The 12,567-nt window shown below is 62.5% G+C and carries 14 protein-coding genes; 5 read left to right on the plus strand and 9 right to left on the minus strand.

Annotated elements, in window-relative coordinates:
• Positions 1 to 100 precede the first annotated feature (100 nt).
• From M5B99_RS17670 to ilvA, 4 genes are all read right to left on the minus strand, one after another.
• The gene (locus M5B99_RS17670; protein ID WP_248805241.1) at positions 101 to 568 is read right to left on the minus strand and encodes a DUF2269 family protein; all 468 of its coding nucleotides are present in this window, start codon (positions 566 to 568) and stop codon (positions 101 to 103) included.
• Complete coding sequence (locus tag M5B99_RS17675) at positions 565 to 1,821, minus strand: SDR family oxidoreductase (protein ID WP_248805242.1); 1,257 nt, start codon at positions 1,819 to 1,821, stop codon at positions 565 to 567. Before M5B99_RS17675 ends, M5B99_RS17670 begins: the two co-directional genes overlap by 4 nt.
• A gap of 22 nt (positions 1,822 to 1,843) precedes the next feature.
• A complete protein-coding gene (locus M5B99_RS17680; protein WP_248805243.1) occupies positions 1,844 to 2,272 on the minus strand; it encodes a DUF2269 family protein in 429 nt (142 codons plus the stop codon).
• Positions 2,273 to 2,487: 215 nt separating this feature from the next.
• Entirely contained in the window at positions 2,488 to 4,002 is a 1,515-nt protein-coding gene (gene ilvA, locus M5B99_RS17685) for a threonine ammonia-lyase, biosynthetic (RefSeq protein ID WP_248805244.1), read from the minus strand.
• 183 nt (positions 4,003 to 4,185) lie between these two features.
• Here ilvA and rpiA point away from each other — a divergent pair, with 183 nt between their 5' ends.
• Positions 4,186 to 4,857, plus strand: a complete 672-nt coding sequence (rpiA, locus tag M5B99_RS17690; protein WP_248795064.1) for a ribose-5-phosphate isomerase RpiA — start codon at positions 4,186 to 4,188, stop codon at positions 4,855 to 4,857.
• A 166-nt stretch (positions 4,858 to 5,023) separates the two neighbouring features.
• Here rpiA and M5B99_RS17695 read toward each other — a convergent pair whose 3' ends face one another.
• The gene (locus M5B99_RS17695) at positions 5,024 to 5,689 is read right to left on the minus strand and encodes a fumarylacetoacetate hydrolase family protein (protein ID WP_248805245.1); all 666 of its coding nucleotides are present in this window, start codon (positions 5,687 to 5,689) and stop codon (positions 5,024 to 5,026) included.
• A 37-nt stretch (positions 5,690 to 5,726) separates the two neighbouring features.
• Positions 5,727 to 7,121: an FAD-binding oxidoreductase gene (locus tag M5B99_RS17700; protein WP_248805246.1), complete on the minus strand. Its 1,395-nt coding sequence runs from the start codon at positions 7,119 to 7,121 to the stop codon at positions 5,727 to 5,729.
• 202 nt (positions 7,122 to 7,323) lie between these two features.
• Between M5B99_RS17700 and serA the strand changes: the two genes are divergently transcribed.
• Positions 7,324 to 8,553: a phosphoglycerate dehydrogenase gene (gene serA, locus M5B99_RS17705; RefSeq protein WP_248805247.1), complete on the plus strand. Its 1,230-nt coding sequence runs from the start codon at positions 7,324 to 7,326 to the stop codon at positions 8,551 to 8,553.
• 63 nt (positions 8,554 to 8,616) lie between these two features.
• Here serA and M5B99_RS17710 read toward each other — a convergent pair whose 3' ends face one another.
• A complete protein-coding gene (locus M5B99_RS17710; protein WP_248805248.1) occupies positions 8,617 to 9,054 on the minus strand; it encodes a DUF4399 domain-containing protein in 438 nt (145 codons plus the stop codon).
• Between the two features lie 136 nt (positions 9,055 to 9,190).
• On the opposite strand from M5B99_RS17710, the gene M5B99_RS17715 reads away from it, so the two are divergent.
• Entirely contained in the window at positions 9,191 to 9,790 is a 600-nt protein-coding gene (locus M5B99_RS17715; RefSeq protein ID WP_248805249.1) for a transporter substrate-binding domain-containing protein, read from the plus strand.
• 135 nt (positions 9,791 to 9,925) lie between these two features.
• On the opposite strand, the gene M5B99_RS17720 is transcribed toward M5B99_RS17715, so the two are convergent.
• Positions 9,926 to 10,423, minus strand: coding sequence for a DUF523 domain-containing protein (locus tag M5B99_RS17720; RefSeq protein WP_248805272.1), 498 nt, complete (start codon positions 10,421 to 10,423; stop codon positions 9,926 to 9,928).
• Positions 10,423 to 11,058, minus strand: a complete 636-nt coding sequence (locus M5B99_RS17725) for a 2OG-Fe(II) oxygenase (RefSeq protein WP_248795060.1) — start codon at positions 11,056 to 11,058, stop codon at positions 10,423 to 10,425. The genes M5B99_RS17720 and M5B99_RS17725 overlap by 1 nt, the downstream gene beginning before the upstream one ends.
• Before the next feature lie 108 nt (positions 11,059 to 11,166).
• Here M5B99_RS17725 and M5B99_RS17730 point away from each other — a divergent pair, with 108 nt between their 5' ends.
• Together M5B99_RS17730 and M5B99_RS17735 are read left to right on the plus strand one after the other, a co-directional pair.
• Entirely contained in the window at positions 11,167 to 11,925 is a 759-nt protein-coding gene (locus M5B99_RS17730) for a DUF2059 domain-containing protein (RefSeq protein ID WP_248805250.1), read from the plus strand.
• 100 nt (positions 11,926 to 12,025) lie between these two features.
• Positions 12,026 to 12,535: a GNAT family N-acetyltransferase gene (locus M5B99_RS17735; protein ID WP_248805251.1), complete on the plus strand. Its 510-nt coding sequence runs from the start codon at positions 12,026 to 12,028 to the stop codon at positions 12,533 to 12,535.
• The last annotated feature ends 32 nt before the right edge of the window (positions 12,536 to 12,567 follow it).

A 12,567-nucleotide genomic window follows, 5' to 3' on the forward strand; every position in this document is an offset into this window, starting at 1 on the left:
GACGCTACTACAGGCTTGTGCCGTACACCGAAGGCACGTACGACTCAGGCCCAAATGTGGGAGCGGAGCTTGCCCGCGAAGAAGGCGGCTCGGTGCCGGATCAGGCCGGCTTGGCGACCATCAGGTAGAAAATCGCCATGAAAGACAGAAACGCCGGCCAACCCAGGACAAACCACCAGCGCATATAGGTCTCGGCCCGCATCGGCATCGCCGTGCCATCGCGCAAGGCCTGCTCGGCCATCCTGTGTACCCGGATCTGCAGCCAGACCACCGGCAGCCAGCAGATCCCCGCTAATACGAACAGACCCAAGCTCCACATCAGCCAGCTTTGCTGGATCGGCCAGCCCGCCAGGCGCATCAGCCCCAGCCCGCTCAAGGGCTGGAACACCGCCGTGGTGGCGGTAAAGGCCCAATCGGCGAACACCAGGTGCTTGAAGGTCACCGCGATTACCTCGACGCTACCCGTGCGCCAGGCGCGCCAGGCGTAATAGGCGGAACCAGCACCCAGACCGAAGAGAATGGTGGAAGACAGGATATGCAGGGTTTTCAGCAGCAGGTAAGCACTCATCGACGCGGTTCGGTCCAAAGCAGCCATAGGGTCGCCACCATCAACACCAGATTCTTGGCGACGGCGGCATAAGGGTCAAACCAGTAGTGCGGCAGCACCAGGCTGATAAACAGGGTGTAGACCCCCATCAACAGCAATTGCGCGCGGAACGCCCACTTGCGCGAGCGCCGGAACAGCATCCCCAGACCCAGCAGCCCGTCGCACAGCGACCCGGCGTAGACCGCGAACATCGCAGGCGTCCCGCTCACACCGGACTCGGCCATGATCCGCAGGCTCCAGTCATAGCCGGGCCCCAGGCAAACCGCCGCCGTGCCCAGCCAGATCAACAACATCACCGCCAACAGCAACGGTCGCAGCGCCCATTGGGCACTCTGGCCGGCGTTCGGCCAGTCCAGCAGGCGAGCTGACAATGGCGCGACCCGGTAACCACACACCGCGGCCAGCACCTCGGGGTCGGCGACATTGTCGCGTCGCGCCATGCGCAGGCTCTGGCGATTCAAGGCCCGCCAGCCCAGACGCTCGCCCAGCCAGGCACCGGCCCGCGACACGCTCCCCGGCGCCGTCACGTAACGCGCAGGGCCCCACCCCTGGGCCGCACGCAACTGATCGAGCACCTGGGCCAGGGTCAGCACTTGCGGCCCCACCAGCGGCAACACCTGGGAATGCGCCGGCCAATGCCGCAACAAAGCCAGCACCGCAGCGGACAGATCATCGATATGCAGCGGCTGCAGGCGGGCTTGCAGGTCCAGCAGGGGGATCAGCGGCCACGGCGACAGGCGCGCCAGCCAGGCACTGCTGGCCCCTCCAGGGCCTACCAGCAACGAGGGGCGCAGGACCACGGCCGGCACGCCGAGCGCCATCAGGTAATCGTCCGCCGCCGCCTTGCTCGCCAGAAATGGCACATCCGGCTGCTCGCCGGCACCCAGCGCGGAGATCTGCAGCACCCGCACCCCCTGGCGCGCGGCGAGGTCGAACAGCGCTCGAGTGCCCAGGTCCTGGGTCAGACGCAGCGCCTGCTCATCGACACTCAACACCCCCGCGGCGTTGATCAACAGGTCGATATCGTGGGGCAGGATGAAATGCTTGGCATCCACGGCCAACCGATCCAGGTCGAGCACCTGCCATTCGACACCCGGCAACGAGCGAATGTGCTGCCCACGGCTGGTGGCGATCACTTCGTGACCCGTGGCACTCAACGCCGCCAGCAAATGGCGGCCGACAAAACCCGTGCCCCCCACCAGAAGTACCTTCATGGCAGCTCCCCGGCCTGACGGTTTAAACCGGTTTCGCGCCCATCAGGCCCGCAATGGCGACAAAACAGACAGCCGTGAAAATGGCCAGGGCCAGCGTGAACCCCGGATGCCGCGCCGTTATCCCACGGCGCAGGCGATTGAGACGGACCACCAGCCACACCCAGCTCAAGGTACCCAGGGTGTAGAGCACACTCGAACCCAGCAGCCAGGTCTGGCCCAACGGCCAACCGACCAGGTGTACCAACCACCAGCCACTGACCGGCAGCACGGCCAAGCATAGCGCCATCAGGGCCCAGACGAAGAACCAGGGGCGCTGCAAGGTGTGATTCTGGATGGTCACATCGCCAGCACGGCGTCCACGCCAAAGCCTGATCGTCACCGCCAGCGCGCTACCAAGCAAAAGCACCGGTGCCACAGCGTGTAGCAGTTTCAAGGCAGTGAGCGTTTCCATTTCATCGTTTCCTTGGTTTTACGATCAACTTTCGAGCAACGATCAAGCAACAGAGCCGAATACAATCCTTGTAGGCGCTGGCTTGCCGGCGATGGAACCCCAGAGACTTGCATCGCCCTTGCGGGCCTCATCGCTGGCAAGCCAGCTCTTACAGGGTTTTGTAGCGCCCCCGGGAACCGGGCCTGTCCACCAGCTTAGCAGCCATCCGTCGCACTTCAGCCGAGGAACAACCGATACGCCGGGTTATCGCTTTCATCCCAATACGGGTAGCCGATTTCCGCCAGGGCCGCCGGCACCAGATGCCGTTCGTCCTCCGGCACCTGCAGGCCCGCGACCACCCGGCCATCAGCGGCGCCATGGTTGCGGTAATGGAACATCGAGATATTCCAGCGCCCGCCCAGCTTGTTGAGGAAATTGAACAACGCCCCTGGACGCTCCGGGAACTCGAAGCGCAGCACTATCTCGTCGCTGACATGGGCCGCATGGCCACCGACCATATGACGGATATGCAGCTTGGCCAGTTCATTGTCGGTCAGGTCGAGCACCGGGAAGCCCTGGGCGGTCAGGCTATCGATCAGGACACTACGCGGGTCGCTATCTGGATGGGTCTGCACACCGACGAAAATATGCGCTTCGCGGCCGGTGTGATAACGGTAATTGAATTCGGTGATCTGGCGCTTGCCGATGGCCTCGCAGAACGCCTTGAAACTGCCTGGCTGCTCCGGAATGGTCACCGCGATAATGGCTTCGCGCCCTTCGCCCAGCTCGGCACGCTCGGCGACATGACGCAGGCGGTCGAAGTTGACGTTGGCGCCGGAGTCGATGGCCACCAGGGTCTGCCCGGTGATCTTGCGCGACTCGACGTACTTCTTGATCCCCGCCACGCCCAGGGCGCCGGCCGGCTCGGTGATCGAGCGGGTATCGTCGTAGATATCCTTGATCGCGGCGCAGATCTCGTCGGTACTGACGGTGATCACCTCGTCGACGTAGTCCTTGCAGATATCGAAGGTGTGCTGGCCGATCTGCGCCACGGCCACGCCGTCGGCGAACAGCCCCACGGAAGGCAATATCACGCGCTCGCCGGCGGCCATGGCCTGTTGCAGGCAGTTGGAGTCATCCGGCTCGACGCCGATCACCTTGATCTCCGGCCGCAGGTACTTCACATAGGCCGCGATCCCGGAAATCAAGCCGCCGCCACCGACCGGAACGAAGATCGCATCCAATGGCCCCGGATGCTGGCGCAGAATCTCCATTGCCACGGTGCCCTGCCCGGCAATGGTGTGCGGATCATCGTAGGGGTGGATGTAGACGTAGCCTTTTTCCTCGACCAGCCGCAGCGAATGGGCCAGGGCTTCGGCGAAGGAATCGCCATGCAACACCACTTTGCCGCCTCGGGAGCGAACGCCTTCGATCTTGATTTCCGGTGTGGTCTTGGGCATCACGATAGTGGCCTTGACCCCCAGCACCTTGGCCGCCAGGGCCAGGCCCTGGGCATGGTTGCCCGCCGAAGCCGTGACCACGCCACGGGCGCGCTCGACGTCGCTGAGCTGGGTCAGCTTGTTGTAGGCACCGCGAATCTTGAAGGAAAACACCGGCTGCAGGTCTTCGCGCTTGAGCCAGACCTGGTTGCCCAGCCGCTCGGAGAGCTGGCGAGCGGTCTGCAACGGGGTTTCCACGGCAACGTCGTAGACGCGCGAGGTGAGGATCTTCTTGACGTACTGTTCAAGCATCGGAAGGCATCGCTGGCGGGTGTGGACAGGGACCGAGGAGTCTAACCCAGCGCTTGCGGCAACGACCACAGGGTTGCTGAGGTTTATTGCCCGGGCCTGCGGCCAAACGGACAATGACCTTCCCCGCCCCGGCGCTTATAATGCCGGCCTTTCGCACATCCCCTGCCCGCTTTCGGAGCCCGCATGACCCAGGATCAACTCAAACAGGCCGTGGCCCAAGCCGCTGTCGACTTCATCCTTCCCAAGCTCGACGACAAAAGCGTCATCGGCGTGGGCACCGGCTCCACCGCCAACTGCTTTATCGACGCCCTGGCACAACACAAGGGTGCCTTCGACGGCGCGGTCGCCAGCTCCGAAGCCACCGCCGCGCGCCTCAAGGGCCACGGGATTCCGGTCTATGAACTGAACACCGTCAGCGACCTGGAGTTCTACATCGACGGCGCCGACGAAAGCGACGCACACCTGAACCTGATCAAGGGCGGCGGCGCGGCCCTGACCCGCGAGAAGATCGTCGCGGCCGTGGCCAAGACCTTTATCTGCATCGCCGACGGCAGCAAGCTGGTTCCGGTGCTCGGCGCTTTCCCGCTGCCGGTCGAAGTGATCCCGATGGCTCGCAGCCATGTGGCGCGCCAGTTGGTGAAACTGGGGGGCGATCCGGTTTACCGCGAAGGCGTGTTGACCGATAACGGCAACATCATCCTGGATGTGCACAATCTGCGGATCACCAACCCGGTGGAGCTGGAAAGCCAGATCAATGCGATTGTCGGCGTGGTCACCAACGGCCTGTTCGCGGCGCGCCCGGCGGACCTGCTGCTGCTGGGCACCAGCGAAGGCGTGAAGACCCTCAAGGCCTGATGCAGGCCCGGCCGCCTACAGTGGCCGGGCTTGACACCCTACTGTGGGAGCCGGCTTGCCGGCGATGGCGTCGGTGAGAGCAACGCCAGGCTTGCCGGCCTTTCGCTGGCAAGCCAGCCCCCACAGAAGAAGACCGCGTCGTTCCTGCAGAAGAAAGTCGCCGTGATTAACGGACACTGCTGCTGAAGCTGCTGGCGCCCGGCAATTCCAGTACCAGTTCATCCCCGGCATTCAGCGGGCCGACGCCCACCGGCGTACCGGTCAGGATCACATCGCCGGCCTGCAACGAGAAACACGCGGCCATGTACTGGATCATCGGCACGATCGGATTGAGCATGTCGCTGCTGATCCCGTCCTGGCGAACCTGGCCGTTGATGGTCAGGCGGATACCGATCTTGGTCAGGTCCGGAAAACTGCTGCCGACCACGAACGGCGACAGCACGCAGGCACCGTCGAACGACTTGGCGACTTCCCAGGGCAAGCCCTTGCTCTTGAGCTCGGACTGCTTGTCGCGCAGGGTCAGGTCCAACGCCGGAGCAAATCCGGAAATGGCATCCAGCACCTCTTCGACACTCGGCTTGTTGGACAACGGCTTGCCGATCAACACCGCAATCTCGGCCTCGTAATGCACCGAACCACGGTCCGCGGGAATACTGAAACCGCCCTCGATCGGCACCACGCAACTGCCCGGCTTGATAAACAACAGCGGCTCGGTCGGCACCGGATTGTCCAGTTCCTTGGCGTGTTCGGCGTAATTACGGCCGATGCACACCACCTTGCCGAGAGGAAAGTGAATGCGGGTACCGTCGACATACTGGTGCTGATAGCTCATTACCGACTCCTGGTCTTTGTTATCAGTGACTTCAGGCTCAAACCGCGAAGATCTTGCCCGGGTTCATGATCCCGTTCGGATCGAATACCGCCTTGATCGCCTTCATGTATTCAATTTCAACCGGGGAACGGCTGTAGGTCAGGTAGTCACGCTTGGTCATGCCCACGCCGTGTTCGGCGGAGATCGAACCGTTGTACTTCTCGACGGTTTCGAACACCCACTTGTTGACGGTAGCGCACTTGGCAAAGAATTCGTCCTTGCTCAGGTTTTCCGGCTTGAGGATGTTCAGGTGCAGGTTGCCGTCGCCGATGTGACCGAACCAGACAATTTCGAAGTCCGGGTAGTATTCGCCGACGATGGCATCGATTTCCTTGAGGAACGCCGGCACTTTCGACACGGTGACCGAAATGTCGTTTTTGTACGGCGTCCAGTGGGAAATGGTCTCGGAGATGTACTCGCGCAGCTTCCAGAGGTTCTGCAACTGGGTTTCGCTCTGGCTCATGACGCCGTCCAGCACCCAGCCCTGCTCGACACAGTGCTCGAAGGTTTCCAGGGCATGGTTGGCCACTTCTTCAGTGGTCGCCTCGAACTCCAGCAGTGCGTAGAACGGGCAGTCGGTTTCGAACGGTGCTGGCACGTCGCCACGAGCGAGGACCTTGGCCAGGGCCTTGTCGGAGAAGAATTCGAAAGCGGTCAGGTCCAGCTTGCCCTGGAACGCATGCAGCACCGGCATGATCGAGTCGAAATCCGGGGTGCCGAGGACCATGCAGGTCAGGTTCTTCGGCGCGCGATCCAGGCGCATGGTGGCCTCGACCACAAACCCCAGGGTGCCCTCGGCGCCAATGAACAGCTGGCGCAGGTCGTAGCCGGTGGCGTTCTTGATCAGGTCCTTGTTCAGTTCCAGCACATCCCCCTTGCCGGTCACCACCTTCATGCCGGCCACCCAGTTGCGGGTCATGCCGTAGCGAATCACCTTGATCCCGCCGGCATTGGTGCCGATATTGCCGCCAATCTGGCTGGAACCGGCCGAGGCGAAGTCCACCGGGTAGTACAGGCCCTTTTCCTCGGCCACATTCTGCAAGTGCTCGGTGACCACGCCCGGCTGGCAGACGGCGGTACGGTCGGTCAGGTTGATGTCCAGCACCTGGTTCATATAGTCGAAGGACACCACCACTTCACCGTTGGCCGCCACCGCCGCGGCGGACAGCCCGGTACGCCCGCCCGATGGCACCAGCGCGACCTGGTGCTGGTTGGCCCAGCGCACGATGGCCTGGACCTGCTCGGTGGTCTTCGGGAACACGATGGCCGTCGGCGCGGGGGCGAAATGCTTGGTCCAATCCTTCCCGTAAGCATTCAGGGAGTCAGCATCGGTCAGGACCTTACCAGGCTCAACCAGGGTCTTCAGCTCATCAATCAGGGCAGGATGGGTCATCGACAGAACTCTCGAACAATTCATGGTCATCCTGAGGACGCTTCACGTCGCAGAATGAGTGTTTGCGGGTCGCATATGCTAGCATACGCCCCCCGCAGAAGCGTGCTATCAGGCCGATCTGCGGTGCCGGCGATCACGCCGCGCGGTCAGCTCAAGCTGTCCATTTCCCTGCCATTTTTCTCCGGGACACAGGTTTACGCAGATGAGCAAGACTTCTCTCGATAAGAGCAAGATCAAGTTCCTTCTCCTCGAAGGCGTCCACCAATCCGCCGTCGACGTCCTCAAGGCCGCCGGGTATGTCAATATCGAGTACCTCACTGGCTCCTTGCCAGAAGCCCAGTTGAAGGAAAAGATCGCCGATGCACACTTCATCGGCATTCGCTCGCGCACCCAACTGACCGAGGAAATCTTCGAGCACGCGAAGAAGCTCGTCGCGGTCGGTTGTTTCTGCATCGGCACCAACCAGGTCGACCTCAACGCGGCTCGCGAGCGCGGCATCGCCGTGTTCAACGCGCCGTACTCCAACACCCGTTCCGTTGCCGAGCTGGTGCTGGCCGAAGCGATCCTGTTGCTGCGCGGCATTCCCGAGAAGAACGCTTCCTGCCATCGCGGTGGCTGGATCAAGAGCGCGGCCAACTCCTTTGAAATCCGTGGCAAGAAGCTGGGGATTGTCGGTTACGGCTCGATCGGTACGCAATTGTCAGTCCTCGCCGAAGGCCTGGGCATGCAGGTGTTCTTCTACGACACCCTGACCAAGCTGCCGCTGGGCAACGCCACCCAGGTCTCGAGCCTGACCGAACTGCTGGGCATGTCCGATATCGTCACCCTGCACGTTCCGGAAACCGCTGAAACCCAGTGGATGATCGGCGAGAAGGAAATCCGTGCGATCAAGAAAGGCGGGATCCTGATCAACGCCGCACGCGGCACCGTGGTCGAGCTGGACGCCCTGGCGAACGCGATCAAGGACAAGCACCTGATCGGCGCGGCCATTGACGTCTTCCCGGTGGAGCCACGCTCCAACGACGAAGAGTTCGAAAGCCCGCTGCGTGGCCTGGACAACGTGATCCTGACCCCGCACATCGGTGGTTCGACCGCCGAAGCCCAGGCCAACATCGGCCTGGAAGTGGCGGAGAAGCTGGTCAAGTACAGCGACAACGGTACTTCGGTGTCCTCGGTCAACTTCCCTGAAGTAGCCCTGCCGGCTCACCCTGGCAAGCACCGTCTGCTGCACATCCACCAGAACATCCCAGGTGTGATGAGCGAAATCAACAAGGTCTTCGCGGAAAACGGCATTAACATCTCCGGCCAGTTCCTGCAGACCAACGAGAAAGTCGGTTACGTGGTCATCGACGTCGACGCCGAGTACTCGGACCTGGCGCAAGAGAAACTGCAACACATCAACGGCACCATCCGGTCCCGCGTGTTGTTCTAAGCCTCTGGCGCTGGACGAAAAAAGGGAGGCCTGCAAGGGCCTCCCTTTTTTTCTGTCGCGGATTTACTTCACGTTGACGGTGATGACTTTCGAGGCGACGGTCGGATTGAACTGCATGTGCCCCTTGTCGCCCGCCACCAGTTGCAAGGTGTGCTTGCCCGGGGTCAGGGTCAGCTGGGTTTCGGTCTGGGCCTTGCCGTAGTGGATCACGGTGTCGGTCGCCGGGATCGGCAGGGCCGGGTCCGGCAGGGCCTTCTGGTCGACCAGCAGGTGATGGTGACCTGAGCCTGGCGTTTCGTCACCGGCCGGCTTGAGCACCAGGCCCTTCATGCCGAACTTGACCGTGAAGGTCTTGTCGACCGTGGCGCCGTTTTTCGGCGAAACGATAAAGACCTTGGCGTCCTTGGGCGCCGCAATACGCGGAAGATCAGCCGCAACCGCCAACATCGAAGAACCCAGCAAAACAGTAGCCAACGCAACACGAGACACTAAGGTTTTCATTAACTTCTCCAGTTTTCCGTCATTTCAGTACGGTTATGACAACTTTGTGGCGATTTGTGGTCCAAGGACCTCAACAACATAGCAAAACGTGCCTGAACGGCGCGGTACATATTTGTATTCCAACTCGGGAGCGACCATGCGCTTTTTGCCTGGCCTATTACTTTTACTGCCCCTTGCCAGCCCTTTCGTCCAGGCTGAACTGATTGATGACGTCAACGACCGGGGCGAATTGCGCATTGCCCTGGAAGGCGACATGCGCCCCTTCGGCTTTACCGAAGACGGTCGCCTGACCGGCTTCGAAGTCGAACTGGGCGAACAACTGGCCCGGGAACTGGACGTGCAAGCCTCGTTCGTCCCCACTGACGCCGCCGATCTGCTGCAAGGCGTCGAGACAGGCAAATACGACGTCGCCATCAACCATATGGCTATGACTGCGGAACTGCGAAAACGTTACGACTTCAGCGAACCTTATGGCTACACCAGCGCACAATGGCTGGTGCACCAGGAGGCACAGCCCACGCAGATTCCGTTTGCCATGCGCGATAACTCGCTACCGGTCACGCAGGATGCGTCCGAGGCGCCGACAGTGACCCTGGCGATTCCGTTCCAGAAAGGCAATCCGGCGTTCCAGGCCAGCCTCGACAAGGCATTGCAGCGCCTGAGGGGGGACGGACGCCTGGCGGCGCTTTCGCAGAAGTGGTTCGGGATGGATGCAACCCAGCCGCCGAAGCCGTGAGCTGGCAGAGCATTGAATGCGCAAATCAGGTCCTGGGAGCAAAGCGGAACCTGTAGGAGCAGGGCTTGCCGGATCGCCGCGCCGCCGCGAAGAGGGCCTTGAGATCGCTAGAAGCTTCGCGAGCAAGCTCTGCGCCTACAGGGCCGGTCTATCCAGGCACTGCAGGGCGATGAGTGCTTCAGACAGTTCCAACTCACTGAACACCTGCACGCCAGCCTGCTTCAACAGCGCCGCAGTGACCCCTTCGCCGCGCACCTTCACCCCGCTGAAGGTGCCGTCGTAGGTCTGCAGGTTGCCACAGGACGGGCTGTTGGCCTTGAGCACCGCGATCCGGATGTCATGCCGCCGCACCAGCTCCAGCGCCTGCTGCGCGCCGGAGAGAAAGGCCTCGCTGACATCTTCGCCGTCGCTGGTAATCACCCGGGCCAGCCCTTCCAGAACCTGCGCGCCCTGCCCGCCGGGAATTTCCGCCGCCGCCCGAGGTGTCGGCAAGCCGCCAGCCACTTCCGGGCACAATGGCACCACCCGCCCCTCGGCCTGCCACTGTGACAGCTGCGCATAAGGCCCGCTGGCCCCGCCGTCATAACGAACCAGATGCCCCAGCAGGCAGCGACTGACCAGGATCTTCTGCATCACGGGAACGGATCGCTGCCGCGTCGACGAAACCAGCCGGTCAGTGACAGGCGCTCACGCGTTGCCGGCAAGACTTCATGGGGCACCTCACCCGAGAGGAACAGCACCAGGCAACCGCCGGTCGGAACCACGTCATGTTCCACGTCGTCCTTCAGATACATGCGCAGCTGGCCGCCGTGCTCCGGCAACCAGGCATCGTTCAGGTAGATCACCGCCGAGACCGTCCGTCGGTCGTCGTCACGAAAACGGTCCACATGTTTTTTGTAAAAGGCCCCGGGCGGGTACAGCGCGAAATGGCTTTCGAAGTCCTCGAGCCCCAGGAACAACCCACGATTGAGAGCTTCACGCAGGCTCTCCATCAAGCCCATGTATTCATCGCAGGGCCCGGTCTGGCCCGGCTCCAGCCACTGGATATGATCGCCACGAATCGCCTCGCGGACTTCCTGGGCCGGCCCGCGCCCCACCCCGGCCGGGGCCAGCTCGCCCTCGGCGGCGCGCTGGCGGCACTCGGTGGCCAGGGCGACGGTCAGCGCTTGTGGCAGGAAGATGTTCTGCTGCGACCAGCCGCGCTCGGCCAGGTCGTCGACGATACGTAACAGCAGCGGATGATCAGAGGGAATGTGCATGCCGCGCATAGTATCCAGATGCCCGGAAATCCGACAGAGCCCCCCGAACGACTTACAGGAATTCTCGACAAGTACCGCGCTCGCCGGGACAATAGCCGGCTGTAGACAGGAGTCCCTATGCGCCGTTTGCTTTTTTCACTGTTGATGTTCTGCACCTTGCCCGCCTGGGCAGACAACCACGACCAGCTGTATCGGGTCGCCGGTTGGCCGGAACAACGCGCGCATTTCAACGATGCCCTGAGCGCCGCCCAGCAAAAGTACCGCAACAGCCTGCCACCGGCGGTCTATGACGCGCTGGTGAACAACAGCAACCAGCGTTTCGCGCCCCAGGCCATGGACCAGCGGGCGGAGGCCCAGTTGCGCCAGAACCTCGACAACCCGAAGCCGGCCCTGGCGTTCTTCCAGTCGCCGCTGGGGCGCAAGATCGTCTCCGCCGAATTGCTCGCCACCCGCCGCGACCAATTGGCCAAGAACGCCAAGGGCCTGCCGCATATCGAAGCCAGCGCCACCCGCCGCCTGCTGATCAACCACCTGGGCCGGGCACTGCCGGCGCGCGAGGCCGGGGCGGAAGTCAGCCTGGCCATCGCCGGCGTGGCAGCCGACAGCCTGAGCTCGATGATCCCCGGCCTGCTGGGCGCCGGCGCGGCACAAAGTATGTTGAACGGCCAGCGCGAGCGCTTGATGGAACAGATCGGCAACGACCTGGATAACACCTTGCTCTATGTCTATCGCGGCCTGTCCGACCCGGAGCTGGAAGAGTTCAGCAACTTTGCCGAGTCGCCGGAAGGCAAGGCCTACTACCAGGCCGCACTGGCGGCGATTCGCGCCGGGCTGGCGGTGGGTCAGAACCTGTCGGCCACGCCGCCCGGAAACTGAGGGCAATATGGCCATGCCTGCAATGCTCAGAGTCCGAGCGTAATATGAAAGTCCGGGCACCATCCATGCAGTAGGTTCGCCTCCTTCCAGGAGACTACTCATGTACAGGATCAACCTTGCTACCGCCGCGGACATCGAGGGTATAGCCCAACTGCTCCAGGCCAATGCCCCTTCCCAGGGCGGATCGTTGACCGGGGAGTTCCCTCTCGACAAGGTCAGGCAAATGGCCCTTGGCGGCTCACCCGTGGTAGTCGCCTCCCGCGATGACCGGGTGGTTGGCGTGCTGTTCAGCGCCGCCAAGGACATGCACCCCGCCCCACCGTCGATCAAGGCCATGCTGAAAGCATGGCCGGGCACACCCGATGCCTACGTGTACGGCCCTGCCTGTATCGCCAGCACGGAAAGGGGCCAGGGCCTTCTGCCTCGGCTCTACGCGCAACTTCAGCAGCATTGCCCGGGGCGCGAGGCGATTCTCTTCATACGCCGGGACAACAGCGCCTCGTTGCGGGCCCATGAACGCCTGGGCATGCGCGAAGTCGCGGGCTTTACGCTGGAAGGTGACGAGTATGCGGTGCTCAGCGACCGACCGGCTGCACAGGTATCGCAATAGCCCGGGGCCTTTCGAGCAGGTCGACTCGCGAT

Origin of the sequence: Pseudomonas sp. MWU13-2100 (assembly GCF_023242365.1) — a bacterium.
Lineage (GTDB): Bacteria > Pseudomonadota > Gammaproteobacteria > Pseudomonadales > Pseudomonadaceae > Aquipseudomonas.

Coding starts and splice junctions, on each gene's coding strand:
- M5B99_RS17670 (WP_248805241.1), bottom strand. CDS start 568: ATGAGTGCTTACCTGCTGCTGAAAACCCTGCATATCCTGTCTTCCACC.
- M5B99_RS17675 (WP_248805242.1), bottom strand. CDS start 1,821: ATGAAGGTACTTCTGGTGGGGGGCACGGGTTTTGTCGGCCGCCATTTG.
- M5B99_RS17680 (WP_248805243.1), bottom strand. CDS start 2,272: ATGGAAACGCTCACTGCCTTGAAACTGCTACACGCTGTGGCACCGGTG.
- ilvA (WP_248805244.1), bottom strand. CDS start 4,002: ATGCTTGAACAGTACGTCAAGAAGATCCTCACCTCGCGCGTCTACGAC.
- rpiA (WP_248795064.1), top strand. CDS start 4,186: ATGACCCAGGATCAACTCAAACAGGCCGTGGCCCAAGCCGCTGTCGAC.
- M5B99_RS17695 (WP_248805245.1), bottom strand. CDS start 5,689: ATGAGCTATCAGCACCAGTATGTCGACGGTACCCGCATTCACTTTCCT.
- M5B99_RS17700 (WP_248805246.1), bottom strand. CDS start 7,121: ATGACCCATCCTGCCCTGATTGATGAGCTGAAGACCCTGGTTGAGCCT.
- serA (WP_248805247.1), top strand. CDS start 7,324: ATGAGCAAGACTTCTCTCGATAAGAGCAAGATCAAGTTCCTTCTCCTC.
- M5B99_RS17710 (WP_248805248.1), bottom strand. CDS start 9,054: ATGAAAACCTTAGTGTCTCGTGTTGCGTTGGCTACTGTTTTGCTGGGT.
- M5B99_RS17715 (WP_248805249.1), top strand. CDS start 9,191: ATGCGCTTTTTGCCTGGCCTATTACTTTTACTGCCCCTTGCCAGCCCT.
- M5B99_RS17720 (WP_248805272.1), bottom strand. CDS start 10,423: ATGCAGAAGATCCTGGTCAGTCGCTGCCTGCTGGGGCATCTGGTTCGT.
- M5B99_RS17725 (WP_248795060.1), bottom strand. CDS start 11,058: ATGCGCGGCATGCACATTCCCTCTGATCATCCGCTGCTGTTACGTATC.
- M5B99_RS17730 (WP_248805250.1), top strand. CDS start 11,167: ATGCGCCGTTTGCTTTTTTCACTGTTGATGTTCTGCACCTTGCCCGCC.
- M5B99_RS17735 (WP_248805251.1), top strand. CDS start 12,026: ATGTACAGGATCAACCTTGCTACCGCCGCGGACATCGAGGGTATAGCC.